25 protein-coding genes and 1 tRNA gene are annotated in these 25,807 nt (G+C 65.4%); 17 read left to right on the top strand and 9 right to left on the bottom strand.

Translation table 11 applies throughout. From position 1 onward, the window contains the following. The 5 genes from EO081_RS06055 to EO081_RS16790 form a co-directional block, all read right to left on the bottom strand. Positions 1 to 1,431: a glycoside hydrolase family 125 protein gene (locus tag EO081_RS06055; protein WP_129340969.1), complete on the bottom strand. Its 1,431-nt coding sequence runs from the start codon at positions 1,429 to 1,431 to the stop codon at positions 1 to 3. A 22-nt stretch (positions 1,432 to 1,453) separates the two neighbouring features. After that, entirely contained in the window at positions 1,454 to 3,817 is a 2,364-nt protein-coding gene (locus EO081_RS06050; protein ID WP_183947829.1) for a GH92 family glycosyl hydrolase, read from the bottom strand. 58 nt (positions 3,818 to 3,875) lie between these two features. After that, positions 3,876 to 4,946, bottom strand: a complete 1,071-nt coding sequence (locus tag EO081_RS06045; RefSeq protein ID WP_240697554.1) for a glycoside hydrolase family 43 protein — start codon at positions 4,944 to 4,946, stop codon at positions 3,876 to 3,878. A gap of 124 nt (positions 4,947 to 5,070) precedes the next feature. Beyond that, positions 5,071 to 8,505 (bottom strand): TonB-dependent receptor, encoded by a 3,435-nt coding sequence (locus EO081_RS06040; RefSeq protein WP_240697553.1) that lies wholly within the window; start codon positions 8,503 to 8,505, stop codon positions 5,071 to 5,073. Positions 8,506 to 9,179: 674 nt separating this feature from the next. Then, positions 9,180 to 9,254 (bottom strand) — tRNA-Gln (locus EO081_RS16790). A 79-nt stretch (positions 9,255 to 9,333) separates the two neighbouring features. Between EO081_RS16790 and EO081_RS06035 the strand changes: the two genes are divergently transcribed. Further along, complete coding sequence (locus tag EO081_RS06035; RefSeq protein WP_129340967.1) at positions 9,334 to 10,083, top strand: helix-turn-helix domain-containing protein; 750 nt, start codon at positions 9,334 to 9,336, stop codon at positions 10,081 to 10,083. A 452-nt stretch (positions 10,084 to 10,535) separates the two neighbouring features. Here EO081_RS06035 and EO081_RS06030 read toward each other — a convergent pair whose 3' ends face one another. After that, entirely contained in the window at positions 10,536 to 11,696 is a 1,161-nt protein-coding gene (locus EO081_RS06030; protein WP_129340966.1) for an extracellular catalytic domain type 1 short-chain-length polyhydroxyalkanoate depolymerase, read from the bottom strand. A gap of 321 nt (positions 11,697 to 12,017) precedes the next feature. Here EO081_RS06030 and EO081_RS06025 point away from each other — a divergent pair, with 321 nt between their 5' ends. From EO081_RS06025 to EO081_RS06015, 3 genes are all read left to right on the top strand, one after another. Further along, positions 12,018 to 12,224, top strand: a complete 207-nt coding sequence (locus EO081_RS06025) for a cold-shock protein (RefSeq protein ID WP_129340965.1) — start codon at positions 12,018 to 12,020, stop codon at positions 12,222 to 12,224. Positions 12,225 to 12,436: 212 nt separating this feature from the next. Beyond that, positions 12,437 to 13,150, top strand: coding sequence for a spermidine synthase family protein (locus tag EO081_RS06020; RefSeq protein ID WP_240697552.1), 714 nt, complete (start codon positions 12,437 to 12,439; stop codon positions 13,148 to 13,150). Positions 13,151 to 13,460: 310 nt separating this feature from the next. Next, a complete protein-coding gene (locus EO081_RS06015; protein WP_129340964.1) occupies positions 13,461 to 13,715 on the top strand; it encodes a hypothetical protein in 255 nt (84 codons plus the stop codon). A gap of 803 nt (positions 13,716 to 14,518) precedes the next feature. Here EO081_RS06015 and EO081_RS06010 read toward each other — a convergent pair. The 3 genes from EO081_RS06010 to EO081_RS06000 all read right to left on the bottom strand — a co-directional run bounded on the left by EO081_RS06010 (position 14,519) and on the right by EO081_RS06000 (position 18,377). Then, on the bottom strand, positions 14,519 to 15,358 hold the full coding sequence (locus EO081_RS06010; protein ID WP_129340963.1) for a DNA adenine methylase: 840 nt from the start codon (positions 15,356 to 15,358) through the stop codon (positions 14,519 to 14,521). A gap of 146 nt (positions 15,359 to 15,504) precedes the next feature. Further along, positions 15,505 to 16,551 carry a phage portal protein gene (locus tag EO081_RS06005; protein ID WP_129340962.1) on the bottom strand — a complete coding sequence of 349 codons (1,047 nt, stop codon included), beginning with the start codon at positions 16,549 to 16,551 and terminating at the stop codon, positions 15,505 to 15,507. Further along, on the bottom strand, positions 16,548 to 18,377 hold the full coding sequence (locus EO081_RS06000; RefSeq protein ID WP_129340961.1) for a terminase large subunit domain-containing protein: 1,830 nt from the start codon (positions 18,375 to 18,377) through the stop codon (positions 16,548 to 16,550). Before EO081_RS06000 ends, EO081_RS06005 begins: the two co-directional genes overlap by 4 nt. 173 nt (positions 18,378 to 18,550) lie before the next feature. Here EO081_RS06000 and EO081_RS05995 point away from each other — a divergent pair, with 173 nt between their 5' ends. From EO081_RS05995 to EO081_RS05935, 13 genes are all read left to right on the top strand, one after another. After that, complete coding sequence (locus EO081_RS05995; protein WP_129340960.1) at positions 18,551 to 19,417, top strand: GPO family capsid scaffolding protein; 867 nt, start codon at positions 18,551 to 18,553, stop codon at positions 19,415 to 19,417. Positions 19,418 to 19,475: 58 nt separating this feature from the next. Beyond that, on the top strand, positions 19,476 to 20,573 hold the full coding sequence (locus EO081_RS05990) for a phage major capsid protein, P2 family (RefSeq protein WP_129340959.1): 1,098 nt from the start codon (positions 19,476 to 19,478) through the stop codon (positions 20,571 to 20,573). A 47-nt stretch (positions 20,574 to 20,620) separates the two neighbouring features. Continuing rightward, complete coding sequence (gene gpM / locus EO081_RS05985) at positions 20,621 to 21,385, top strand: phage terminase small subunit (protein WP_129340958.1); 765 nt, start codon at positions 20,621 to 20,623, stop codon at positions 21,383 to 21,385. Between the two features lie 265 nt (positions 21,386 to 21,650). Continuing rightward, a complete protein-coding gene (locus EO081_RS05980) occupies positions 21,651 to 21,860 on the top strand; it encodes a hypothetical protein (protein WP_129340957.1) in 210 nt (69 codons plus the stop codon). Further along, positions 21,857 to 22,342 (top strand): head completion/stabilization protein, encoded by a 486-nt coding sequence (locus EO081_RS05975; RefSeq protein ID WP_129340956.1) that lies wholly within the window; start codon positions 21,857 to 21,859, stop codon positions 22,340 to 22,342. The genes EO081_RS05980 and EO081_RS05975 overlap by 4 nt, the downstream gene beginning before the upstream one ends. Further along, a complete protein-coding gene (locus EO081_RS05970) occupies positions 22,342 to 22,557 on the top strand; it encodes a tail protein X (protein WP_129340955.1) in 216 nt (71 codons plus the stop codon). Before EO081_RS05975 ends, EO081_RS05970 begins: the two co-directional genes overlap by 1 nt. Before the next feature lie 2 nt (positions 22,558 to 22,559). After that, positions 22,560 to 22,904, top strand: coding sequence for a hypothetical protein (locus tag EO081_RS05965; RefSeq protein WP_129340954.1), 345 nt, complete (start codon positions 22,560 to 22,562; stop codon positions 22,902 to 22,904). Beyond that, a complete protein-coding gene (locus EO081_RS05960; RefSeq protein WP_129340953.1) occupies positions 22,901 to 23,485 on the top strand; it encodes a lysozyme in 585 nt (194 codons plus the stop codon). The genes EO081_RS05965 and EO081_RS05960 overlap by 4 nt, the downstream gene beginning before the upstream one ends. Continuing rightward, positions 23,485 to 24,003, top strand: coding sequence for a hypothetical protein (locus tag EO081_RS05955; protein WP_129340952.1), 519 nt, complete (start codon positions 23,485 to 23,487; stop codon positions 24,001 to 24,003). The genes EO081_RS05960 and EO081_RS05955 overlap by 1 nt, the downstream gene beginning before the upstream one ends. 7 nt (positions 24,004 to 24,010) lie before the next feature. Beyond that, a complete protein-coding gene (locus EO081_RS05950; protein ID WP_240697551.1) occupies positions 24,011 to 24,229 on the top strand; it encodes a hypothetical protein in 219 nt (72 codons plus the stop codon). Next, positions 24,226 to 24,693, top strand: a complete 468-nt coding sequence (locus EO081_RS05945; RefSeq protein WP_129340951.1) for a phage tail protein — start codon at positions 24,226 to 24,228, stop codon at positions 24,691 to 24,693. The genes EO081_RS05950 and EO081_RS05945 overlap by 4 nt, the downstream gene beginning before the upstream one ends. After that, positions 24,690 to 25,358, top strand: coding sequence for a phage virion morphogenesis protein (locus EO081_RS05940; RefSeq protein ID WP_129340950.1), 669 nt, complete (start codon positions 24,690 to 24,692; stop codon positions 25,356 to 25,358). Before EO081_RS05945 ends, EO081_RS05940 begins: the two co-directional genes overlap by 4 nt. A gap of 113 nt (positions 25,359 to 25,471) precedes the next feature. Beyond that, positions 25,472 to 25,804, top strand: coding sequence for an ArsR/SmtB family transcription factor (locus EO081_RS05935; protein WP_129340949.1), 333 nt, complete (start codon positions 25,472 to 25,474; stop codon positions 25,802 to 25,804). Positions 25,805 to 25,807: the final 3 nt, after the last annotated feature.

Here is a 25,807-nt window from a genome sequence, read left to right as displayed (position 1 = left end):
TCAGTAGCGGCTGGCTAGAAGCGCAGGCTTGCGGCGCTCCAGGTCCAGGATCAGGTCCCCGAACAGTCCGTTGACCCAGGCGAACCAGGTGCGGGTGAACTTCGTCGGATCGTCCTTGTGGAAGCTCTCGTGCATGAAGCCGGTGCCGCCGTGCGTGGTCTTCAGCCACTGCAGGCACTGGCGGATCTCGGCGTCGTTGTCGCTGTTGAAGGCGTGGGTAATGATCGACATCGGCCAGATCATGTCCATGCCGATGTGCGGCCCGCCGATGCCCTTGGCCGCCGTACCCTCGAAGAAATACGGGTTGCGGGGGCTCCAGGCGAGCTTTGCCGTGCGCCGGAACAGAGGATCGTTGCGATCGGCGGCACCCAGCAGCGGCAGCGCCGACAGGCTCGGAACGTTCGCGTCGTCCATGAAGATCGCGTCGCCGAAGCCGTTGACTTCGAACGCCCAGACCTCGCTACCCTCTCCGTCCGACATCTTACCGTGCTGGTCGAGCGCCTGGCGCACGCTCGACGCCAGCGCCAGGCATTCGGCGGCAGCGGCGGCATCACCGCGGGCCTCCTTCAGCACCGTCGCCAGCATGGTCAGCGCGGACACCGCGAACAGGTTGGACGGGATCAGAAACGGAAAGACGCAGGCGTCGTCGGACGGGCGGAAGCCGGAGTGGATCAGCCCGACCTTCCGCGTCGGCGCGCCATAGCCGTCGAACATCAGCGTCTCGGTCGGCGACGGGTGGTTCCGCTGGAAGCGGTAGGGTCCCGGCCCCTCCAGCCGCTGCTGCTCCTTGAGGGTCGCGACCGCCTTCATCATGCCGCGTGCCCAGAAGTCATCGAACGGCGTCTTGTCGCGGGTGACCGCCCAATAGGACTGGGCAAAGCGCATCGGATAGCAAAGGGAGTCGATCTCCCACTTCCGCTCCGCAACGCCCGGCTTCATCTCCGTGATGTCGTCGCGTGCGCCCAGGTTCGACGTCGCCGTCGTGTCGCGCATGAAGGCGTTGGCGTACGGATCGACCAGGATGCAGCGCGCCTGGCGCTGGATGGCGCCCACGAACATCCGGCGCAGCCCGGCATCCTTGTTAGCCAGATGCACATAGGTCTGAAGCTGTGCCGAGCTGTCGCGCAGCCACATCGCGTCGATGTCGCCGGTGATGACAAAGGTGTCGGGCTTGCCGTCCACCACCCCGGTCTGAACCGTGGTGTCGAGCGTGTTGGGGTAGCAGTTCTCGAACAGCCAGGCGATTTCCGGGTCCGCGATCTTCGCCTTCACCCGGCGGATCTCCGCCTCCACGGCGGTGCTCACGAAGCGGCGCTGCGCGCGCGGCGGCCGCTTGCTCATGAACTTCGTGCCCTGCGCCCCCGCCGGAACGGCAGCGGTGAGCGCCATTGCTCCGGCGCCTATCATCACGTCGCGTCGGCCCAGGTTCATCTGCATATCCTCTCTCATTCTCTTATTTCGGCGCGCTCATGGAGAAGGGAGCAGCCCCCTTGCTGCTCGCCCAAGCCTTGTTCGGCTTAGACCCCATCACGAAGCGCAGGGTGCCGCCCTGCTGCAACGCCTCACGCGACAGCCATGACTTGTCGTACTTCTTGCCGTTGAAGGTCGCCGACTGGATGTAGACGTTCTCGGCGCTGTTGTTCACCGCGTCGATCGTCAGCACCTTGCCGTTCGGCATCGTCAGGCGAACCGTGCGGAACAGCGGGCTCCCGATGGCATATTCGCCGACTGCGGGCGTCACCGGATAGAAGCCCATTGCCGAGAATACATACCAGGCCGAAGTCTGGCCATTGTCCTCGTCACCGGGATAGCCGTCGGGTGCCGAGGAATAGAGCTTGGTGAGCACGTTGCGCACGTGGTGCTGGGTCTTCCAAGGAGCACCTGCCCAGTTGTACAGGTACGGCATGTGCTGGATCGGCTGATTGCCATGGGCGTACTGGCCCATGTTCACGATCTGCATTTCGCGGATCTCATGGATGACTTGGCCGTAGTAGCTGTCATCGAAGACCGGCGGCGTAGTGAAGACCGAGTCGAGCCGCTCGACGAACTTCTGGTCGCCGCCCATCAGGTCCACCAGGCCCTGCACGTCCTGCATCACAGACCAGCTGTAATGCACCGAGTTGCCTTCGGTGAAGGCGTCGCCCCACTTGTACGGGTTGAACGGCGTCGACCAGCTTCCGTCCTGGTTGCGCCCGCGCATCCAGCCGCTCTGCGCATCGAACAGCTTGCGATAATTCTGCGCCTGCTGGGCGTATTTCTTGGCATCCTCGCTCTTGCCGAGTGCCTGCGCCAGTCGCGACAGCGAGAAGTCGGCGGTCGCATATTCCAGCGAACGCGCGGCATTCTCCTTGATGCCCACGTCGTAGGGCACGTAGCCGAGGCGGTTGTAATATTCGACGCCCTCGCGGCCTACGGCATTCACGACGTTCCCGCGCTTGTCGGTCGGGCGTCCTTCCGAGGTGGTCGCGTTCTTGACCATCGCCTCGTACAAGGTTTCCACGTCGAACCCGCGCACCCCGTTCAGATAGGCATCGGCAATCAGGTTCGCCGAGTTGGAGCCGATCATGACGTTGCGATGCCCCGGGCTCGCCCATTCCGGCAGCCACCCGGATTCCTTGTAGGTGTTGACCAGCCCCTGCATGATCTCTGCGTCGCGCTCCGGGTACATGAGCGCGAACCACGGGAATACGGCGCGCCACGTGTCCCAGAAGCCGTTGTCCGTGTAGAGCACGCCATCGTGCACCTTGCCGTCATACGGGCTGTAGTGGACGGTCTTCCCGGCCGCGTCCGTCTCGTGGAACATGCGCGGGAACTGCAGCATCCGCCACAGCGCCGAGTAGAAGGTCCGGCGATTGTCGAGGTTCGGATCGCTCACCTGGACGCGGCGGAGCTCCTTCTCCCAGATCTGCTTGGCCTTCGCCTCCGTCTGGTCGTAGCTGTCGCGGCCGATCTCCCGCTCCAGGTTCCGGACCGCCTGTTCCGGGCTGATGAACGAGGATGCAACCTTCACGCCCACCTGCTCGCCCGCGCGCGTCCTGAAGCTCACGACCGCGCCGACATGGTCGCCCTCGCGGGTGCGGTCCGCAGTCACCTGTCCATTGTCGTCCCAGGTGCGCGACACGGTAAAGTCGCGGTCGAACTCGGCGACGAAGTAATTGTGGAAATTGTCCGGCACGCCGCCGTGGTTGTTGCGGACATAGCCCGTGATTCGGCGCTTCACCGGATCGATCTGCACCATCGACCCGCCATTGTACGCGTCCAGGATGATGTGCGCGTCATCCGCCTTGGGGAAGGTGAAACGGAACTGTGCCGCGCGCTCGGTTGGCGTCACCTCCGCGGTGACGTCGTAATCGGCCAGATAGACCTTGTAGCGATACGGGCGGCTGTCCTCCGCCTTGTGGCTGAACCAGGAGGCGCGCTCCTCCTCCTTGACCTTCAGCGGACCCGTCTCCGCGAACAGTGCGAAGGCGGCATAGTCGTTCATCCAGGGGCTGGGCTGGTGCGTCTGCTTGATGCCGTTAATCTTGTGCGCGGAATAGGTGTAGCCCCAGCCGCTGCCCATCTTGCCCGTCACCGGCGTCCAGAAGTTCATCCCCCATGGGACGGCAACCGCCGGATAGGTGTTGCCGTAGGACAGCTCATAGCTGGAATCGCTGCCCATCAGCGGATTGACCAGGTCGACCAGCGCCTCGGCGGCCGGCGCGCGGTCCTGCGCCACGGCGGCCATCGTGCCGGGCATTGCCCCCGGCACCAGCGCCGTCGTCACAAGCAGCGCCGCGGAAGCGCCTCTCAGCGCCTTTGCGATGGTGGTGGTCATGGTCTCTCCCCTGGGTGTCCTGTCGCCAGCGCCTCGGCGCGGGCCTGAGTTCTTGATGTCAGTTCTTGCGCGCAGCGGTAGGCGCCGTCAGCGGTCGGGGCTTGACGCCCTCGTTGGTCATCGCGACCGGGCGGATGCTGCCGTCCGGCTCGAAGACCATTCGATCTATTGCCACCTGCCGATGCTCGCCCTTGTCGTCGCCGAGCGGGCGGCGGTGATAGACGATGTACCACTCGTCCGTACCCGGCACGTTGATCACCGAATGGTGGCCCGCCCCGCGCGCGATGCGGAAATCCTGGGCAAGGATCTTGCCCATCGGCTTGAACGGTCCCGTCGCCGTCGGCCCGGTGGCATAGGCGACGCTATAGTCGGGCCCGGTCCAGCCGCCTTCCGACCACATCAGATAATAGGTACCGTTCCGCTTGATCATGAACGACCCCTCGACATAGCCGGGAGGCGTGATCTCCTTGTAGTTCGTACCGTCGGCAAAGGGCACCAGCGACTTCATGTCGGGGCTCAGCTTCACGACGTTGCAATGCTTCCAGCCGCCGTAGAACAGGTACACCTGTCCATCGTCGTCGCGGAAGGCGAAGGGATCGATGGGCTGCGCGCCATTGTGGAAGGCCCCGATCAGCGGCTTGCCGAGCGCGTCCTTGAACGGCCCTTCCGGCTTGTCGCTGACGGCGAGCCCGATCCCGCCGGTTTCGGCATCGCTCTGGATGTCGTTAGCGCTGAAGAACATGTAGTAGCGCCCATTCGCCTCGATCACGGACGGTGCCCAGATCGCATATCCGGCCCAGGCGGCGTTCGCGACGTCGAAGACGTGGCTGTGCTTGGTCCAGTTGACCAGATCGGGGGACGAGAAGGCGTTGAAGAACGTCTGCTGGGTGTAGGACGGCCGGACCGTCTTGGTCTTGCGCAGTTCCTGCTGATGCGGGGTGAAGCTGGGCGACACGTCCGGCTTGCCCCAGTCATCGGAATAGGTCGGATAGATCCAGTAGCGGTTTCCGAACACCCGTGCCTCGGGATCGGCATACCAGCCTGGCACGATCGGGTTCTCCGCGATCGCGCTGCCGCTTGCGATGAGCGCCGCACCTGCGAGCAGCCATTTGACGCCAAAGCGTTGCAAAACATCCTCCTTCCTATCGGGTGAACCGCCTTCCGCGCCGCGCAAGATGCCCAGCCCTGTGGTGTCATCCGAAGCTAAAAAGGGTGGCTCCGTCGGGAGCCACCCTGAACGGCAAAGCCGAACCTTAGAACTTGTACGCAAACCCCAGATACGCCCGACGTCCTGCATATTCGTTCGAGATGAAGCGATCCTTTGTATCGTTGCCCAGATGCTGCCGCTGCTCGGACTTGGTCAGATTGATGATTGAGCCCGTGATCTGGAAGTTCTCGAACACCTCGAACGCGGCATTGAGATCGACCTGCTCATAGGGGTCGTCGTAGACGTTCAGGCCCGAGGATAGCCCGCGCACGACCTCACCGCGACGATTGTACGACGCGCGCAGTAGGATCGGGCCATGCTCATAGAACACGGATGCATTGAGCTGGGTCTTCGCGCTTCCGACCAGCGGTGACTCGCCGACGTCGGTGCCGTTCAGCGTCACCGCCGCCTGCGAGGTGTCGTTGTAGGTGAAGTTCACCTGCGCGCCGAGACCGAAGTCGAGCGTATGCTGCGCATAGACCTCGACGCCCTGCGACACCGCGCTCGTGCCATTGGCCTGAGTGGCGTATTGCTGCACCGTCACCGTCTCTCCGGCGACCTCCTGCGCCAGATCGATCACGACCGGCACGATGAAGTCCGACACATCCTTGCGGAACAGGGTCGCACCAACGACGGAACCCGGACGGAAATACCATTCCACGCCGACGTCATACTGCCATGCGTTGAACGGCTTGAGGGCGAAGTTACCGCCGTTGCCGAACCACCCAGGGCGCGCGCCGAACTCCGCGCGGTCGAACACGTACGCATCGGAATTGAACGACAGCGAACGTGCGCCGGCCAAGTCGCCATAGCCAGGCCGCGAGATTACCTTCGACGCCGCCGCACGCAGCAGCAGGTTGGGCGTCACATCCCAAGAAATGTTGAAGCTCGGCAGGATGTCCGTGTAGCTCTTGCCTTCGACATTCGGGCTGAACACCCGATCCTGACGATCCTTTTCCGGAATCACCAGGCAGTTCCCGTCCTCACCCTTGGGCTTGTTCGGGTCGAACGCGCCGAGCGGACCATTCACGCAATATTCGTTTTCGTAAATGAGCTGGTCGGTCGAGACGCCGTCCTGCTTCGTGTTGACCACGCGGACGCCGATGTTGCCGCGGACATTGCTGGTCTTGAAGTTCAGCTGCGCATAACCCGCCCAGATTCGCTCCTCGATGTTGTAGAGGTTCTGCGGCTCGGGAACGCGCACCGGGCCATTGTAGGTGTCGTTGAGATACTCGACATACCGTTGGATGTTGATCGCCGGAAAGGCGGTGGAGTCGAAGCCGCCAGCAATGTTGCCCAGCGAGTTGGGATAGAAGAACTCGGGCAGGGCGAGCGCGCCGCCAGGCGTGTCCTGGAACCGTAGCTCGTTCGCGGCGTCCGAATACCATTCGAAGCGGCCCGTTTCGCGATGAATCCGGCCGCTGCGCCACTTCGCGCCGACCTGGAACGAGTCCAGAAACGGCGAATCGAACTTCCGCGTCACGTCCACCTGCGCGTAACGCTGCGAAATCGTGCTGTTCGTGAATCCCGAGCCGGTCGATCCGAGGTCGATCTGCGCCACGCCGTTCAGCATGTTCTGGAGCACGTCAGGCGAGAATTGCATCGCGATCGACTGATCCGTGAAATTCCAGGCACTGAGCTCGTTGCCGTTGACGGTGCCGTTGCGCGGTTTCGCCTGCGCAAAGAATTGGAAGGACGGCCCGCCCTTCGCCTTGGTCTTGCCGACCACGAAGTCGACCTTCAGCCGATCGAGCTCCCAGGTGCCGCGCGCGTCATAGGTATTGGAGACGCTCTTCTCACGAACATAGGTGTTCTGCGGCGCCGGAGTCTCCATGGTACAAAGATTACCCGGGACGCGACAGCCGGTACCTTCCGGCGGCACCTCGAACTTTGCGCCCGTCAGGATCGTACCGCTGCGGTCGAACGTCGCGTCGGTGAAGAAATTGCCGTAGCCCCACTCCGGGATCTTGATCGTATTGCTCGTATAGTCGCCGTTGAGCTGGAACCGGAAGTAATTGGCGGTGATCTCGAGATTGTCGAACGGCCGCATCTGTGCGGTGGCCTGGATCCCGAGCCGCTTGCGCTCCTGCTCGAAGATGTTGGTGCCCACCGACTGGGGCGCCCAGTATCCGCTGTAGTGCCGACCGTCGCGGGTCGTCGTCCCCGCGTTCGCGCCGCTATTCCAATAGGAAATCGCGGCGTCGTTAGCGAAACCGTTGCCGTTGACGTCGGTTGCAGGTTGGCTGGCCTTGTCGTCGGTCCACCACTGCCAGCTGCTGGCAGAAGAGCTTAGGGTACGATTGGTCCGCACCTGGTAGGTGGCGCCGACCAGGAAGCCGAGGGTCTTGTCATCGTTGTGCCAGGAAACCAGACCGGTAAGGTTCGGCTCCACCTTCTCCGTCACGTCGGCATAGGTGCCTTCGGCCGAAAAGCTGGCGGACCACGGCTCCAGATCGAACGGTTCGCGCGTGTGGTTGATGATCACGCCACCGACGCCGCCTTCGTCCAGCCGGGCTTCGGGAGACTTGAACACCTCAACGCTGCCGATCAGCGACGATGGAAGCAGCAGGTAGTTGAACGAGCGCGACGGATCTCCGCTGTCCGCGGACGCGATGAAGTTGCCGTTCAGTTCGGTGAGGGTCAGGTCGGAACTAAGGCCGCGAATGCTCACGCGGCTGCCCTCGCCGCCGTCGCGATCGATGATCACGCCCGGGACGCGTTGCAGCGAGTCTGCGACGTTCTTGTCCGGGAACTTGCCGACGTCCTCGGCAGTGATCACGTCCACGAACGCGTTGGCTTCGCGCTTCTGCGTCAAGCTTTGCTCGATCGAACGGCGGTAGCCGGTGACCAGGATCTCACCGCCAGCGCCCGCGTCCTCCTGTGCTGCCGCAGCACTCGGGTCGGCGATCTGGTCCTGCGCTGTCGTCTGTGTTTCGGCCTGTGAAGCGCTTGTGTCGCGATCGGCGGACTGTCCCGATGGCGGGGTCGAACTGAGGTCTTGCGCATGCGCGACGCCGCCCATGCCGACGATCACACTCGCAGACACCAGCAGGTGGCGAGCCAATCCGGAACGCGTGCGTGCAGTCGACCGACAAAGCTTATGAGCGTTCATCTCCATCCCCATCCTGGTCCCGAGGGCGGCGACGCCCTCTGCTAGTCTTTTCGTTGCGAACGTCCGGCCGGAAGAAACCTCCCCTCTCGACGCCCTGACGGGGATAACAGGATACAAAAAGCAAATTGTCAATTGGATGATATCGCGATCGGCGAGCAGTCGAACTGACGCGTCGGGCTGGAGGTGAGAGTTGTTAGCGATACCGAAGGAGCAGAATAGAACGCTCTCGAGAAAGTCATGCCTCTCCGACTCCGCTACGCGTGGAGCCACACATGCGAGAACGCGCAGAAACCGCGCCCGCGAACCCGCCATACTGCCCTCGCAGACAGGCTGGCTGCTTTGTTCATCATCACCACGCCAGGGAATCATCCCGGCAAGCGTTTCCCCCACCCTTCGAACAGCGGTGTCCGCCGACTCCCTGGGGCAGTGAAGACACTGCCGCGGCCGTCTTCCGGTGACCCGCCGCTGTGCGCTCGCCTTTACGGCCGGCAAGCATACTTCGGCCGGTCCGTGCCGCCCTTGCTGCCGCCAGCACCATTTTCGAGGAGAGCTGAACGCTTACCACGGCCGCCAATTCCGCCCGTTCCACCAGACGGCGGTATGCTGCGGTAGCATCATCAACGACGGCCCTGCACTCGTCGGCCACTTCCTTCGAGCGCGGTTGCCGATGGCAGCCTGGTCGAACGCCGCAACGACATAGCGATCCTGGCAGGCGGCTCAATGGTGACGAGGTCGAAGGCACCATCCGCGCACCCGGCACCTTTATCTTCGGCACCGCGGACGACATCGCGGATGGGGCTGCATCGTCGTCCACGCCGATCTGCGCGGCGACGACTCCTGTGCGTTCGGCAACAGCCGCTACGTTTCCGACGATGGGACGCTCTCAGGAGACCTGCGCTTCGCGGCGGTGACGGCCTCTTCATCCAGTCCCGAGCACGCTAGGCAATGCCAGCTCGCGGGCGCATCCTATTTCGAGCGCCTCGACGATGCGTCTGGCAACTGGAGTCTCACTGTCCGGCCGGCGTGCTCTCACCGGCGTTGGCTGGGGCGGCAGGATTCGAACCTGCGTATGACGGTACCAAAAGCCGCATTGAAGCGCGTTGACCTACGCCGCTCGCTGCGGAACGCGGCAAAATCCGGCCTCGCAAAATCAGCCACTTACGATCCGTTTGCGGAACGCAAAACGACGGTCGCGCTGTGAGCGCCAACCTGTTCGCGAGCATCGCAAACGGCGTTCTCAGCCGCACCCCTGGCTGTCGTAAGGAAGGCGCCGCGACGGACCCGGTCCGCCGTCAAAGCTACCACGAAGCATCGCCAAAGGCACAGCCTTGGCGCATTCACCGGCACGGCAGCGGAAGCCGCAAGCACTGGGGCGCGATCAAGGGCGCGGCCCTGGGCGCGTTCGACCGCCTGTATCGGGCGCACTCCATTGCCTTGACTAAAGCGCGCGCCGATCGTCGCGCGGGGCTTGGTGACGACGTGCCACCTGTTGACCATCGGCTCCATGGCGATGACCGGGCCGTCCTCTGGTACATGCTCGACCGCTACAACCACATGACGGGCCAGCTATACCCGACATACGCGACGATCGCTGCCGAGACCGGGAAGAGCCTCGGCTTCGTGAAGGCGTCGCTGCATCGTTTGCGCCGCTTCGGCTTCATCTGCTGGGTCCGCCGCACCAAGACGAAGGAGGGCGCTGAAGGTCAGGCCGGTCCACAGTTGGAGCAAACCTCCAACGCCTACTTTTTCGCGTGGGCAGAGCAACTGGTAACCGAGGCCAAGTCGACGTTCCAGAACCTGCTGACCATCGCGACCCGCAAGCTGAAGAGCGCTCCCAAGCCTGCCCGCCCGACCGTCCCCAGCGACCCGGAGTGCGCCGCAATCCTCGCCAGGATGGGCCGCGCAATCGACCGGCGCGACGCAGCTATGTCGAGCGCGAGTTCATAATCTGCCGACTACCCGCGGATAGAATAAGATCTGAAGAGGAATCGCTGCGCGATACGCCGCTTTGATTGTCCCCTACCCTTCATGCGGCACTGCCACCCGCCACCGACCGCCCAGCTGCGACTGTCGGTCGCGGCGGCTTGCGCCGCCACGTGGGCTCGGCGACGGGGACGAGCAGAGACCGTGCCAGCAGATCCGGCCTGTCACCCTCGCGGACAGGCTGGCTGCGTCGATCTGCGTCGCGATCAGCGCGCGAGAGTACCCTCGTACAGGGCGCTTTGTCGCTGTAGGCGCCGAGGCGTGATGGTTGCGTCGAAAGCGCCACAAAAAGAGCGCAGGCGAGGAGGGGTTCTCTGCGCGTAAATTGGGGTCGTAGGATCAGGTCCGGCCCGCCGCGCGAGGCATCGCTCTGTGGCGCAGGACGCGGGCTACGCCCCGGAGACGCAGACACTCATTCAATGCATAAGCCCGGCCTTGCGAAGCGCATCTTCGATCACCTTGCCGACACCCTCGATGGTGGGCGCGGGGTGGCTGACGCCCTGCGGCTCGACACGGGCGCGAGTTCCCACCTCCGCCCCAGACCGGTCAGCTGCCGGAGCAAGCTCGCGGAAAGCGAAGCGGGCCGACGTATCAAGGGGCGCCTCGCTGTCGGCCGCGCAGTCCAATCCCCAGAAGCGGCAGAGATGGCGGGTCGAAGAGATGCTCGCCTCGAGCATGAAAGGCCCTTCCTTCCCACAACCCTCGTCGCCCGACACCTCAATCGGGGTCCCGTGCCCCATGCCGGTGATGCTGTACTCCTCGATCACCTCGCGCCCTTCCGCGTCGCACCAGACCCGCCGCGGATATCCCCTGGCGGACTCGGTCCGGCTCGGTCTGGGCCCGACTCCGTGGAGCGCACACCATTGCTCGAGAACCGCCGCCGCATTGGCCGCGTTGACGGTGCTATCGGCGGTGCCATGCCATACCGAAACGGTGGGCCATTTGCCGGAATGATCCGAGGCACCTCGGACCAGCTCCGCCAATTCTGCCCGGTCAGGAATCTTGTGGCCGCGCATGCGATCGAAGGCTTGAGGCATTGTTTGGGCGCAGCCAAAAGGGAGGCCAGCGATGATCGCTCCGCCCGCGAATACCTCCGGATAGGTGGCAAGCATCACCGACGTCATCGCGCCGCCCGCCGAAAGCCCGGTCACGAAAATCCGCGATTTGTCGATCCGATGCTTGTGCAAGACGGTGTCGACCATCTGCCGGATCGAGAGCGCCTCGCCCGACCCGCGCGCCGTATCTTCCGGCGAGAACCAGTTGAAGCACAGGTTGGGATTGTTGGCGCGCTGCTGCTCGGGGAACAGAAGCGCGAAGCCGAAGCGGTCCGCCATCTGCGACCATCCCGAGCCCAGATCATAGCCCCCCGCGCTCTGCGTGCATCCGTGAAGAACCACCACCAGCGGCGCATTGTGCGCAAGCGCCTCCGGAACGTAGAACCTAGCCCGAAGATTCCCAGGATTGGAGCCGAAATCCGACAGATCGGTCAGCCGATCCGGGCCGCTGACGTTCCAATGCAAGTCCGTCGCGTTGCGCGTCGTGGCAAGCCGTTTGATGGTGTCGGAGAGGTTCCGCATCTCAGCATCCTTGATGGAGTGGTCTGCGCGAGGAGGATTGAACCAGCTTGCTGCATCGCAGCATAGGTGGGGACCACGCCTCTGCGAACAAGCCCGCCTGCCGTGCGGCTACATCCGGCTGAGGTAAAAAGGGCCTCCCGGACACGTCGCCTTAGATGCCGCTTTCTTTCTCCCGAATAAGTCCCCATATACGGAGTGCTGACGTCGCATTTGACGGATATCGGGCCGCTCCGGCCTCCCCTTGTCCCTTTCTAGCCGCAAGACGCCGGGATGCCCCGTTGTTGGTGCACGCCCGTTATACATGGGACAAAGGATATCCCTATGATCACCGGAACCGTGAAGTTCTTCAATGCCGACAAGGGCTATGGCTTCATCACGCCCGAAAGCGGAGGCGGGGACGCCTTCGTCCACATCTCTGCCGTCGAGCGCGCCGGCATGTCGACGCTAAACAAGGATCAGCGCGTCTCGTACGAGATGGAAACGGATCGGCGCGGGAAAACTTCCGCCGTAAACCTGCAAGCTGCCTGATTGGCAACTGGCGGAAGCCTGTGCGGCTTCCGCCACCTTTCCTCCGCTCTCCAGGAGCCAGGCATGACTGCACTTCGTAACCGCCGCCAGGCCATACAGAAGATGGCCGCCAAAGCCACAGCGCTCGCAGATGGTCGTGACGGTAGCGGACAAGTCTCGAACATAGATCGCCGCTTCGCGACCGCACTCCCCTCCCGGGGTGACATCTGAACTTGGCCGGCTTGAACACGGCTGAAGTTCCCACGGTCGACCGCAGCGGTTGGGGCGTTCTGGTGGATGTCGCCGACATCCCCGGCGGCGGACATCTGCACCTGGTCCGCCACGGCGTAGATTATGAAATCCTCTACGGCGATGAACAGTTGATGGGTAGTTGGGCCTTCCAATCGGAGGAAGCACTCGCGACCTTGGTTTTGGATCGCCTTGGCACTCGCGCACAGCGGGTCTTGATCGGCGGCTTGGGGATGGGGTTTACCCTTCGTGCGGCAAGGACCGCGCTCCCGCCAGCCGCAACGATTGTCGTGGCCGAGCTCGTGCCGAAAGTTGCCGAATGGGCCGCCGGTCCCCTGGCGCACATCTTGGGTGCCTCGCTGCGCGATCCCAGAGTGACGCTGGAGATTAAGGACGTTCACGACATGATCGTGGAACAGCCGGGCGGCTTTGACGCGATCCTGCTGGACGTCGACAACGGACCCGAGGGTCTGGTCAATCTCGCAAACGAGCGACTCTACTGCAACTGGGGATTGCGTGCGGCCCGAAGCGCCCTGCGCCCCGACGGCGTCCTGGCAGTCTGGTCAGCCTATCCCGACGACGACTTCACTGCCCGGCTTGCCAAGGCGGGGTTCGAGGTGGAGGTCGCTCGCGTGGAGGCGGGCGGAAACGATCAGGGGCAGCCGCACACTATCTGGCTCGCTACGCGGCTTGGGTGATCGAGCGCTCCGACCCGCCTTGCAGCCTCGCCCGTCGGCGTCTTTATTCGGCGATGCCTCTGGCGCCAGAGCAGCCGGCTCCCCATCTCGGATCCATCGCGCCGCCCGCAACGAGCATGGATGCGACTGAGAGCTGGTTTGTGCTCCCGCTCTAGCCGGAGCTGCAAATGATCATGCTCGATCTGACACCCTCACGAGGGGGTTTAGCACTTCTCCAGAACGAAGTTGGCGCTGATGCGGCATACGGCACGTGGCGTTGCGATCGATCCGTTCTCGTGGTCAGTGACCTCGCTCAGGCGAAGGAACTATGATGTCGCTTACACTCGCATTCTGCCGCACGCAGGAGGCGCGCCAATTGGCGATTGCGGCTGCCGCCCCCCTCGAGAACAGCCGACAGATCGCCAACATCGCCGCCGCCGCATGGGCGGAAGAGGCCACTGCGGCAGAGCGCGCCGACGCTCGCAGGCTCAAGAGCGCAGCATCGCGCGGCCCCATGCTTCCCTCCGCCCTCCCGAACGCGGAGGATCGCAGCCTGAGCGAAAACCCGGACCGGGGCTTCGCCTGAGCCTTTCGGCCAGACGGACACGATCCCCGATCTTTCATGCTATCTGGGCCCGGGCATCGATCGCCCCCTGAGCCGGAAGCCATGCGCAGGACAGTCGATGACAAAACTCGAAGAATATACGAGCAAAGCCGAAGCAAGTCTGGCCGCTGCAGAAGCGGCGACGAGTGAGCGTGACCGCGCCTTCCATCGCCGGGCGCACACGATATGGCGGAAGCTGATCCGGGGGATCGGCGAGGCAGAGGAACGGGCCGCAATGCAGCCCGGCTACGGGAAGCGGCCCGCAATTAAGCGTCTCACATCGGCGAAGGCCTAGGTCCCTGCCCCTGAATAGCTGGCTTATATGTAAGCGGTCTGCCTGGAGCGAGCGCCCGAACGGTCGGCACCTTCTCCACGCGGGCCTACGTAGTTTCCAGCGTTCTGCGAGGCTTCCACGTCGAAGATTGAGCCCGGCGCCCCCCCAGCACCTTGGCTTTCACGTACTGCTCGACGCTCATCGTTTTGAGGACGATCTATGGACTCGCATCATCGGTGGACACAGACCCACATCACTCAGCTTCGGGATCAACTTCAACAAGGGGCTGCCGTGAAAGCGATTGCTGAGCAGCTACAACGAGATCCTGAGGAGATCGCGACAATGATGCGCCGCCTGCGTCTCCGGGTTATCCCGGGAACGATACTCTAGCCGCTGTTGCTGCGTTGCTGGCGCGCAGCTGCTGGCAGTGCAACACCGCAATCAGATATAGCCCAAAATCGCGGCGATCGCGGCGGCGACGATCAGCACCCCGATCACCGCCGCTTCCAGATCAGTTGTTGTTGGCCGCCTCACGCGGCGAGCATAGCGCGGTCGCATCGACGTTCGCCACCACCAGCTCGCTGACCTGCTTCGCCGCCCCTGCCCCGACCGTATAGGTCACCGGCAGCTGCGCCTGGTGGAACCGGCCGAACACCTCGCGCGCGCCCGGCGTGTCGTTGATCGACAGCAGGAACTTGCCCTTGATGCCGGCGAGCTGGTCCGCCAGTGCCGTGAAGTCGGCCCGGCCGAACACGTCCTGGCCATAGTCGTCCTCACATCCCCAATATGGCGGGTCGAGATAGAACAGCATGCCTGCGCGGTCATAGCGGCGGATGAACTCGGCATACCCCAGCTGCTCGATCACGACGCCGGCCAGGCGCTCGTGAATGTCGGCCAGCATCGGCTCCAGCTTGGTGACGTTGAACCGCGCACCCTGCCCCGAGCTGACGCCGAAGTGCCGGCCGTTCACCTTGCCCCCGAACGCCAGGCGCTGCAGGTAGAGGAACCGGGCCGCCCGCTCCAGGTCGGTCAGCGTCTCGGGCGCCTGCGCCTTCAGCCGCTCGAACTCGTTGCGGCTCGCCACGCGGAAGCGCAGCATGTCGATGAAGTAGGGGTAATGCCGCTGCAGCACGCGGAAGAACGTGGCGACGTCGCCCGACACGTCGTTGATGATTTCCGCCTTCGGCCGCGACCGGCGGCGCAGGAAGATGCCGCCCATGCCTACGAACGGCTCGGCATAGCCGTCATGCTCGACCTGGGCGATGATCGCGGTGAGCCGCGACGCAAGATTGCGCTTGCCGCCGATATAGCCGGCTGCAGGTGCGACGGGACGTACGTTTGTTGGATACACGGGTAAAAAGCTCGCCTTATGGGGTTCGCGCCTGGCGACATGCCGGGTGCGGGATGGCCGTTGGTCGTGGCGAGCTGGGTCTCGTCGGTTTGCCGGACTGCCATCCGGAGAACCCCCGCCAGGCCGAAGCCGGGCGGGGTAACGGGTCACGCGGCCTGGGCCGCCACCTCTTCCTCTTCGAACGCCACCGCGGGCAACCCCACGGCGTCGTTCAGGTCGAGGAACGCCGCCATAAGCGGCTTGATCTCGTTGCGCCGGAACATCGCGGTCGCATCGGTCGGATTGCCGAACGCGGAGCCCTGCGCCGGCACGATGCCGAGCAGCTGGGGCGGCACGCGGTGCGCGGCCATGACGTCGGCCTGCGTCGCGCTCTTGATGCCGAGGAACTCGTCCTTGGCCGCGGCCTCCGCGATCGAGATGATCTTGATGCTGTTCTCTTTGCCGTTGGGCGCATGGACGAACATCGACCGGAAGTTGCCCGGCCCCTTTGCGCCCCGCATCGCCTCCTTCAGCTTGTCGGTGTCGTTCGCGTCGATGTCGCCGGTCGCGTACATGATATAGCCCGCGTGGGCGCCGTTCAGATAGTAGCGGCGCCGAAACAGCGTCGCCGCTTCGTTCAGCAGCGCCGCCTGCAGTGCCGAGATATACTCGGGCACGCCGTAGATCTCCTGGTTCACGTCGGGCTGCATCAGCTGAACCACGCTGCCCCGGTCGAACTCGCTCTCGCTGGGCACGCCCGGCACGTAGAAGAACCGACCGGCCTCAATGCCGCGCCGGGTGTATTTCGCCGGCGAATAGTCGATCCGCATCGTCGCGCCCGACAGGCTGCGCACCTTCACGGCAAAGCAGTCGCCGAACACCAGATAGTCCTGCACCAGCTTGGCGAACACGGTGCGGCTCAGCCAGCGCGACGGGATGAACGACCCCACCAGCTGGTTGCGCTTGAAGATGATCGCCGAGCTATGATGCGGCGACACCCGGAACGACCGGGCAAGCCCATCGCGCGAGATCGGCGGCTCGTACCAGCGGTTGTTGTGCGGGCACTCCAGCAGGTCGAGCAGCTGGCGCCGGTCGAGCACCGCCTCCGGCTCACCGAAGCTGAACGCCTCGACCTCGGTCGACACCGGCTCGATCGCGCCGGCCGAGGCCGCACGCGCTTCCTGCCGCGACATCCGCCGCGTCCGCTTGCTCATTCGATGATCTCCATGGAGCCCTTGGGCTTTTCCTTGCCGTCCAGCGGCTCGTTGATGAGGATGTGCATCGCCGCCCAGGCGACGTCCGCGTGCCCGTCGTCCCCGCCGCGCCCGGCCTTGAACGTGACGTTCCGGCCGCTGGTGGTGACCGTCTTCTTGATCGAGATGAACGACGACACGACGTCGAGCAGCGAATGGTCGAACGCCAGGCGCTGCCGGCGCACGACGTTCTGCGCCTTCATCACCATCGCCGCCTTCACCTCGAGCGAATATTCGATCTTGGTGACGCCGCGGATCCCGCTCTCCGGCTTGGCGAGCAGCTGGTAGACGCCGGCGCCGACGCCGGTCGCGTCGATGCCCAGATAAGTCACGTTGTAGCGCGACAGCACGTTCCGGATGAACTCGGCCTGCTCTTGGAAGTCGAGCCCCCGCAGCTGGTGCTTTTCGAGGATCCGGAACTTGCCGCCGGACTCCAGCGGCGGCGCCATGATGACCAGCGCGGCGTTGTCGCCTTCCTCGCTGTTTTGCGGATCATAGCCCGCCCAAACCGGGCGGTATCCATAGGGCCGCGCCGCCTCCGGATCGAAATCCTCCCATTCGACCAGGCTGTCGCAGCCGAGCCGGATCAGGTCGTTGAAGCGGAATGCCGACAGGCTGTCGTCGACGAACACGCACCCGAACAGGTTGGCGAACTCGTCCTCGGCATATTCGTCCTGCAGCTCGTCCAGGTCGACCAGGTCGAAGCCCTTGTCGATCGCGTCCTGCACCGTGACGATCTGGCGCCACACCGCGTCCTCGCACAGCCGGCCGTCGCGAAGCGCCGCGTGGCTGACGTCGATCTCGATCCGGTCTTCCTTCTTCCGCTTCCGGTTACGGCGCTCGCCGGTCCAGTACGGATAGGCCGGGTGCGCGACGGTGGACGGCGTCGAGAAATAGGTCTTCCGCCAGTGCTTGTGCGTCGCCATGCCCGAGGCGACCTTGCTCAACTCCTCGAACCCGTGGACCCAGAAGAACTCGTCGAAATAGAAGTTGCCGCTGCGGCCCTGCGCGGTGCGGAAGTTGGTGCCGAGGAAGTGCAGCTCGGCCGCCGCCTCGCCTTCGGGGCGTAGCGCGCTGGTGATCAGCATCGGGTCGCCCTTCAGGTCGACGCCGACCAGCTTGGCAAAGCCGATGATGTAGTTGCGGAACTGGTGCGCCTGCGCCTTGGAAGCGGACAGGAAGATCTGGTTGCGGCCGCTCTCGATCGCGTCGATCAGCGCCTCGAACGCAAAATAATAGGTCGCTCCGATCTGGCGCGACTTCAGGATCATCCGCGTGCGGCGCGACAGGTTCGCCCACCACGTTTCCTGGTACCCGAACAGCTGCTTGAGGAAGATCTCCTTCAGCTCGGCGGCCTGCTCGGCGGTGAAGTGGTTGGGCTTCGCTTTGGGCTTGCGCTCGCCCCGGTTACGGTTGGCGACCTTGTCGTTCAGGTCGCCTTCGTGCCCGCCCGGTTCCTCGTACCGGCGGACCTTCGCCAGCGCGGCGACCTGGCGGCCGAGCAGGTCGATTTCCTTGAAGTCGCCGGGGGTCTTCTTGTCCTTGGCGATCAGCACCATCCATCGCGCTTCGAGGCAGTCCTCAAGCCGGCGGATGCTGGGCGCATCGTCCCATTTGCTGCGATCCTTCCACGACTGCACGGTGGTGCGCGCCACCTGCAGTTCCTCGGCGATCTGGCTCACCTCCCACCCGCGCCAATACAGGCTGCGCGCCGCGCGCCGGCGGTCCTCGACCGGAAGCGTCAGCGGGTCGGCATGCAGGGCAAGCGGGTTGGCGAGGATCGACATGGCGGCGCGAGCCTAGCCACGCCTCCACGGGCAAACGGAGCGGCGGCAATCGTAGAGACGGTCTCTACGATTGCGCGCGCTTGAGAAGCGGCCCGCCTTCGGTCCCTGTTCGGCTTCGCAAACGGCCGGCGATGTCCCGGCATCATCGAACCGACCCCGAGGACCGAACCGCCATGGCCACTAAGAGCAAGTTCTTCCGCATCGCCGTCGAAGGCGGCACCACCGATGGCCGCGTCATCGAGCGCGACTGGATCGAGCAGATGGCGGCCGGCTACAACCCGGCGACCTACACCGCCTGCATCAACTGCGAGCACCTGCGCGGCTACAGCCCCGAGCCGCCGTTCAACAACTATGGCACCGTCTCTGCGCTCAAGACGGAAGAGATCGAGCTGTCGATCGCGGGCAAGAAGGAAAAGCGCCTCGCGCTCCTGGCCCAGCTCGAACCCAACGATCAGCTGCTGTCGGTCAACCGCGCCAAGCAGAAGCTGTTCACCAGCTGCGAGATCTCGCCGAACTTCGGCGGCAGCGGCAAGGCCGGCCTCGTCGGCCTGGCGGTCACCGACAACCCCGCCAGCCTCGGCACCGAGATGCTCCAGTTCGCCGCCGGCAAGGGCGACGCCAACCCGTTCGCCGCGCGCAAGCAGGACAAGGCGAACCTGTTCACCGCTGCCGAGGAAGCGTCGATCGAACTGGACGATGCCGCCGATCCGACCGGCCTGGTGTCGTCGCTGAAGGGCATGTTCGACAGCTTCGCGGCAAAGTTCGCCAAGCCTGACGACAAGCAGGCCGAGACGCCCACCACCCCTGCCGAACCGCCCAAGCCCGCCAACGACAACGACCTGCAGGCGTTCGCGACCGCGATGGGCGAGACGATGTCGCAGGCGCTCGCCGCTGCGCTGGCGCCGGTCAACAGCACCATCGCGAGCATCCAGACCGAGCTGTCGACGGTCAAGGGCAAGCTGGAGACGACCGAAGCACCGCAGCAGTTCTCGCGCCAGCCCTCCACCGGCGGCGGCGCCCAGATCCAGACCGACTTCTGATCGCCGGCTCAACCGCCCTTCCCGCCCCCACCGCCTGCGCCTTTCCCGGAGCCACCCCATGCACAACCAGACCCGTCCGCTGTTCAATGCCCTCCTCGCCCGGGTGGCGTCGCTGAACGGCGTCGCCGACACCACCGTCAAGTTCTCGGTCGCGCCCGCGATCGAACAGAAGCTGGAAGAGGTGATCCAGCTCTCCAGCGAGTTCCTTCAGAAGATCAACGTCGTGCCCGTCCTCGCCCAGGAGGGCGAAAAGGTCGGCGTGGGCGTCACTCGCCCGATCGCGAGCCGCACCCGCACCGATCCGAAGACCGGCAAGCGCCGCATCGCCACCGACCCGACCGACACCGGCGACCGCGGCAAGTATCGCTGCGAGATCACGCACAGCGATGTCGCGATCCGCTATGCCAAGCTCGACCAGTGGCGCCACAAGCCCGAATTCCAGACGCTGGTGGGCGACGTCATCGTCAAGCAGCACGGCCGCGACCGCATCATGATCGGTTGGAACGGCGTCGCCTGCGCCGAGAACACCGACGTCGAGGCGTTCCCGCTGCTGCAGGACGTCAACTATGGCTGGCTCTACAAGATCCGCACCTTTGCGCCGGAACAGGTGCTTGCCGACGGCGACCTGACCGACGGCGCGACGAAGGCGATCTACGTTGCCGCTGGCGACGACGTCGTGCTGGTGAACTCGGACGGGAGCAATGCGGACGAGGCGAATGCCGACTTCGCCAACCTCGACGCGCTGGTGTACGCCGCGACCGAACTGCTGGACGAATGGAACCGCGACGACACCGACCTGGTCGTGATCGTCGGCCGCGACCTGGTTCACGCCCACTTCTCGAACTTCATCAACACCGCCGGCAACACGCCGACCGAGGTGGAGGCGCGCAACCGCATCCTGACCCTGCCCAAGCAGCTGGGTGGCAAGACGGCGGTCATGGTGCCGTTCTTCCCGGCCGACGCGCTGCTGGTCACCCGCCTCGATAACCTGTCGATCTATGTGCAGGAGGGAAGCCGCCGCCGCCAGCTGCGCGACGAACCCGATTTCGAGCAGATCGCCGACTATCAGTCGGTGAACGAGAGCTACGTGGTCGAGGACTACGGCATGACCGCGCTCGTCGAGAACATCGTCTTGGGCAAGAAGCCGGCCGCCTGATCCGCCGCTTCGCCCGCACCTGATCCGCCCCCTTCCGGAAAGTCGCAATGAGCCTCGCTCGACGCCACCAGGCACGCATCCTGGCCGCACAAGCCGCGACCCTTTCTCATGGGGGCGGCACCGCCACCGCCGGTTCGCCGGCGGTGGCGCCCCCCTCGGTCGATCGCGCCGCGTCGACCGCCGCCGCCCAGGTCGCAATGCGACTGACGCACGACCTGCGCCGGCTCAAGCAGATCCAGTCGATCACGCTGAAGATCGCCGCAAAGCGCGAGATGCTGCCGGAATATGCCCCCTGGATCGAAGGGCTGCTGTCTGGCGCCGCCAAGGCCGGTGCCGGTGCGTCCGGCGACGTGCTGCCGACCATCATGGTCTGGAAGATCGACGTTGGCGATTTCGCGGGCGCCATGCCCCTGATCGAGCATGTCCTGCGCCACGACGTTCCCATGCCCCAACGCTATGAGCGCACCGCCGCGACGCTGATCACGGAGGAAGTGGCCGAGGCCGCCATCAAGGCGCAGGCCGCCGGCGAGCCCTTCGACCTGGCGGTGCTGGAGCAGATCGAAGCGCTGGTCGACGGCGTCGACATGCACGACCAGGTGCGCGCCAAGCTCATGAAGGCGATCGGCTTCGAGCTGGACCGCACCGCGCGCGCCGCCGCCGAGGCCGGCGCCGACGCACAGGCGCTGCCCCTGCTCTGCCGCTCGCTGGTCGCGCTGAACGAAGCCCAGAAGCTGCACGACCGCGTCGGAGTGAAATCCACCATCAAGGCGGTGACGAAGCGCGTCGCCGAACTGCAAACCCCGGAGACCTGATGTGCTTCTCTACTGGCTTACCGTCGCTGCGCTGATTTCGTTGATCGGCGGTTCCGTCGTCTCCGCGATCACCTCCATCCGTCACGACCGGCGCACCAAGGGCCTGGCTGCTCATATGCTCAGCCTCTCTTCCTCGCCGGAGTAGCCCTTCGGCGACCACCAGCTGCCCCCCCGGCGCGGGGGCGGATCGCAAGACGCGGGAGGGCCTTCGGGCTGAGGGCCGCGATCCTCCGATCCCCACCCCCGTTTTCATCGAGGATCCACGATGCTGCCCGTCACCGCCATCTGCCTCACGATCCTTGCCGTGCTGGCCATGGCCGGTGGCGCGCTGCTGACGCTCGCCGGTGCCATCGGCGTGGCGGTCGGGCGTGACCTGGGCGAGCAAGGCATGCGCCTGGCGTTCGCCATCTTCGGCGCGGTCGGCCTGATCCTCTTCCTCATCGGCGCCGCCTGCGCCGCCCGGCTGCTCGTATGACTGGCTTCGGCTGCGTCGGCTCGGTCGTTCCGGATGCCGTGGACACCGTCGAGGCGATCATCGACGACCCTTGGTACCCGGCAATTGACCCGGCGCAGCTGCGCCGCGAACACCGCCTGGGCGACGTGGCGAAGGTCACGCCCGAGCGGCTGCGCGCCGCCATCCTTGAAGCGCTGATCTCGATCGACAACCAGATCGGCGTCTGGGCGATGCGGCAGACGGCCGCCGGCTATGAGTCGCTGGCGGACGTGCCCGCTCGCAAGTTCGACGGGGAAAGCCGCCTGGTCATCTCCTTCCGCCGTGCGATCGGCGCGCTGACCAAGCTCGAACTGATCGAGCGGCTTCGAGATCTCGACACCACCTCTGCTGGCGACCGCGATGCGACCGCGCTGGATCCGTCTATTGGCGAGCTGCGCCGCGACGCCGTCCACGCGATCCGCGACATTCTCGGCACCACCCGCACGACGGTCGAGCTGATCTGATGGCGGACGTGGTTCACGCCTGCCAGGGCGACACCCTCGACCAGCTGCTGCACCGCGAGCGCGCGCTGGGGCCGGAAGCGCTGGGCACCGTCCTCGCTGCCAATCCCGGCCTCGCCGCGCTGGGCGCGATCCTGCCGATCGGCACGCCCGTCATCGTCCCGCCCGCCGCGCAGGCCGCGCCGGTCGAGCGCCAGCTCCTCGATTTCTGGGACTGACCATGTCCAAGCTTCCCGACATCCTCGACTCCTTCCTGACCTTCCTCGCGGGTCTGTCGCCGGGCGCGCTCGGCGCCGCGGTCAGTCTCGCTCATGAGAAGGGGCTGACCTGGTCGGAGCGCTGCATCCAGTTCGCCGCCGGCACCACCGTCAGCTGGTTCGCCCAGCGCGGCATCGGCGCGGTCTACGCCTTTGACCCGTTCGTGCTGCAGGGCATCGGCTTCAGCGCCGGCATGGTCGCCTTCAAATCCACGCCGCGCTTCATCGCCAGCGCGGCCGACGTCGCCGGCAGCCTGCCCGCCCTGATCCGCGACCGCTTCTTCCCCGCTCAAAAGGACAAGCCGTGACCGACACGCGCACCCCCGCCCCGGCGCCCAAGCGCCGCACCCTTGCCGGCGTGATCGGTACGATCGGCGGCGCGCTGGCGCTGTTCACGGTGACGCCGTTCTTCGAAAGCGGCCGCACCGTCGAAGCCACAGTCGCGCCGGCCGGCGACGTGCAGATTCGTCACGTCGCGGGCCGCCAGTACCTCGACGCCTATCTCGATATCGTCCGCGTGCCGACTGCCTGCGACGGCATTACGAAGGGCGTCCGGCTCGGCCAGCGCTATACCGAGGCGCAATGCACGGCGATGCTGGAGCGCGAGCTGATCGCGCATGCCGAGGAAGTCATCGCGTGCGTGCCCCAGCTCTACGGCCGCGAGCGGGAAGCGCCCGCCGCCGTGTCGCTCGCCTACAACATCGGCGGCCCCAAGTTCTGCGCCTCCACCGCCGCCCGCCACTTCCGGGCGAAGCGCTGGACCGAGGGCTGCAACGCCGTGACCATGTGGAACAAGGCCGGCGGCCGTGTCGTGCAGGGCCTGGTCAACCGCCGCGAGCGCGAGCGCGCGATCTGCCTGCGCGGCTTCACTCCCCGAAAGGATCCGTGATGATCGCAGCTGCCCTCGCCAAGCTCGCCCGCGCCCGCGAATGGCTCACCCTGCTCGCGCTCGGCGCTGCCGCCGCCTGGATCTACGTCCAGTGGGCAGAGGCCGACCGCGAGCGCGACCGCTACGCGCAATGGGTCGAGGTCACCTGCGCGGGCGCCGGTGCGCCCTATGCCGGCGGCAGCGAGCAGCGCACCGACACGTCGGGCAAGCCGGTGACGGTCACCTTCGCCGATGGCCAGCGCTGCCGCACCGCCATCAACCTCGCCGTCGCCTTCAAGGGCGAGACCGACCGCGCCACTGCCGAGCGCCTGGCGCGGGCCATGCTCGAACACGACGGCAAGCTGCTGGCCGATGCCCGCCTCGCCCGTGTCGCGGCCGAAGCCGCCAAGGCCGCCACCGAACGAATGGAGATCGCAAATGCCGAAGTCGATGCACAAGCGGATGGCACGGGTCGCGTCGATCGCGCTTGGTTCGCTGCTCTTAACGACGTTGCCGGGCTGCGCGCGCCGAGCCGTTGAAGTGCCCGTGCCGCAGCCGGTGCCGGTCGCGGTCGACGTCCGCGACACGCCGCCGGCCGAGCTGCTGCGCTGCCCCGAGCAGCCCGCCGGCTTCCCCACCGATGCCCAGCCGACGATGCCGGCCGGCGTCCGCGCCGCCGCGATCCGCATGGCACGCGCGGTGCGCGACCGTGGCGACCAGCTGGTGCGCCTGATCCGCTGGCACGATCCGGAGGCATGCCGGTGAAGAAGCCGGAGGGCCTGCGCCGCCTGCTGCTCGCGACCGCGCTGAAGGATCAGCCGGAGAAGCTGCAGCTCTACATCGACCGTGGCGGCATCACCTGCCGCCGCGGCCGCAACCTCGCCTTCCAGTACGGCTATACGCTGAATGTCGTGGTCGAGGGCTATACCGGCGAGGTGAACGCGCTGATGGTGCCGGTCCTCGCCTGGGTCGCCGAGCAGCAGCCCGATCTGCTCGACAAGCCACCCTACAAGCCATTCGAATTCGAATCGGAACTGCTCGACGCGAACAGCGCCGACGTCTCGATCAACATCGAGCTGACCGAGAACGTCCTGGTCGACCGCGTCGGCAAGTCGGAATGGTCGGCACGTCACCTGGACGAACCCATCATCGCCGACGCGTTCCCCGACGTCTGCGGTGTCTCTCTGGTCGCCGGCATGATCGACAGCGCCACCACCTCGACGCCATGAGCGACGATCTGATCGAGATCGAGAAGCTGGCGGGCGCGCTTCTGCGCAACGTCGACGCAAACGCGCGCCGCCGGCTGCTGCGATCGGTGGCGAAGAAGGTGCAGGCGAGCCAGCGGGCGCGCATCGCCCGCCAGCAGGATCCGGACGGCTCTCCGTTCGCGCCGCGCCGCAAGCGTCCGGAACCCACGCGCGGCGCCTACACGGTGCGCTTCCTCTACCCCAAGGGCGACCCGAACCCGCGCGAAGTCCTCATGAAGAGCTGGGTATGGGATGGCCCGCTGATGACCGGCTTCGACATTGAGGCCGGCGGCATCCGTTCCTTCCACCGCGACGAGGTCGATCGCTACCTCCCGCTCGAGCCGGGGATGCAGAACGCCAGCGCCGGCAAGCTGCGACGCAAGGGGCACATCCGCCGGGCGGCCATGTTCCGCAAGCTCGCGTCAGCCCGGTACCTGCGCACCGCCGCCACCGACACCGAAGCATGGGTCGGCTTCACCGGGCAGGCCGCACGCGTCGCCGGCATCCACCAGCACGGGCAGGTCGACAAGCCGTCTGAGAAGGCCAAGCCGGTGCGCTATGCGCGGCGAACCCTGCTGGGCCTGAGCGAAGCGGATCGCATGATGGTACTGGACGCGCTGCTTGCCTCGCTAGTCGACGGCGTGTGAGATCCGATCGTGGGTGGTTAGCTGCTGGTCCGCTTCCAGCCATGTGGCAGTGCGTAGCTGCCATTTCAAAATGATGGCCTAGCAGAAGCGCTCATATCCGCTATGCTGGATGCATGGATAACGAGTCGGCCATCGCCGCCTTAGGCGCGCTCGCGCAAGGCACCCGCCTCGAGGTCTTCCGGTTGCTGGTTCGACACGAGCCGGGCGGCATGGCGGCAGGCGAGATCGCCCGCCAGCTCGGCGTACCGCAGAACACGATGTCCGCGCATCTCGGCATCCTCGCCCGTGCGGGCATCGTGCGCTCCGAGCGGCACAGCCGGTCCATCATCTACCGCGCCGACCTCAATGGCCTGCGGGCGCTGACGCTGTTCCTGGTCAAGGATTGCTGCGCCGGCTCGCCCGAGCTGTCCGCGCCCCTCCTCGCCGAACTCTCCCCCTGCTGCTGAAAG

The sequence above is a fragment of the Sphingomonas desiccabilis genome (assembly GCF_004135605.1).
GTDB lineage: Bacteria > Pseudomonadota > Alphaproteobacteria > Sphingomonadales > Sphingomonadaceae > Sphingomonas > Sphingomonas desiccabilis.
Note: the sequence above shows the minus strand (reverse complement) of the source record. Positions and strands in the feature narration are given on the sequence as shown.

Coding starts and splice junctions, on each gene's coding strand:
- EO081_RS06055 (WP_129340969.1), bottom strand. CDS start 1,431: ATGAACCTGGGCCGACGCGACGTGATGATAGGCGCCGGAGCAATGGCG.
- EO081_RS06050 (WP_183947829.1), bottom strand. CDS start 3,817: ATGACCACCACCATCGCAAAGGCGCTGAGAGGCGCTTCCGCGGCGCTG.
- EO081_RS06040 (WP_240697553.1), bottom strand. CDS start 8,505: ATGATTCCCTGGCGTGGTGATGATGAACAAAGCAGCCAGCCTGTCTGC.
- EO081_RS06030 (WP_129340966.1), bottom strand. CDS start 11,696: ATGCGGAACCTCTCCGACACCATCAAACGGCTTGCCACGACGCGCAAC.
- EO081_RS06025 (WP_129340965.1), top strand. CDS start 12,018: ATGATCACCGGAACCGTGAAGTTCTTCAATGCCGACAAGGGCTATGGC.
- EO081_RS06015 (WP_129340964.1), top strand. CDS start 13,461: ATGTCGCTTACACTCGCATTCTGCCGCACGCAGGAGGCGCGCCAATTG.
- EO081_RS06005 (WP_129340962.1), bottom strand. CDS start 16,551: ATGAGCAAGCGGACGCGGCGGATGTCGCGGCAGGAAGCGCGTGCGGCC.
- EO081_RS06000 (WP_129340961.1), bottom strand. CDS start 18,377: ATGTCGATCCTCGCCAACCCGCTTGCCCTGCATGCCGACCCGCTGACG.
- EO081_RS05995 (WP_129340960.1), top strand. CDS start 18,551: ATGGCCACTAAGAGCAAGTTCTTCCGCATCGCCGTCGAAGGCGGCACC.
- EO081_RS05990 (WP_129340959.1), top strand. CDS start 19,476: ATGCACAACCAGACCCGTCCGCTGTTCAATGCCCTCCTCGCCCGGGTG.
- gpM (WP_129340958.1), top strand. CDS start 20,621: ATGAGCCTCGCTCGACGCCACCAGGCACGCATCCTGGCCGCACAAGCC.
- EO081_RS05980 (WP_129340957.1), top strand. CDS start 21,651: ATGCTGCCCGTCACCGCCATCTGCCTCACGATCCTTGCCGTGCTGGCC.
- EO081_RS05975 (WP_129340956.1), top strand. CDS start 21,857: ATGACTGGCTTCGGCTGCGTCGGCTCGGTCGTTCCGGATGCCGTGGAC.
- EO081_RS05970 (WP_129340955.1), top strand. CDS start 22,342: ATGGCGGACGTGGTTCACGCCTGCCAGGGCGACACCCTCGACCAGCTG.
- EO081_RS05965 (WP_129340954.1), top strand. CDS start 22,560: ATGTCCAAGCTTCCCGACATCCTCGACTCCTTCCTGACCTTCCTCGCG.
- EO081_RS05955 (WP_129340952.1), top strand. CDS start 23,485: ATGATCGCAGCTGCCCTCGCCAAGCTCGCCCGCGCCCGCGAATGGCTC.
- EO081_RS05940 (WP_129340950.1), top strand. CDS start 24,690: ATGAGCGACGATCTGATCGAGATCGAGAAGCTGGCGGGCGCGCTTCTG.
- EO081_RS05935 (WP_129340949.1), top strand. CDS start 25,472: ATGGATAACGAGTCGGCCATCGCCGCCTTAGGCGCGCTCGCGCAAGGC.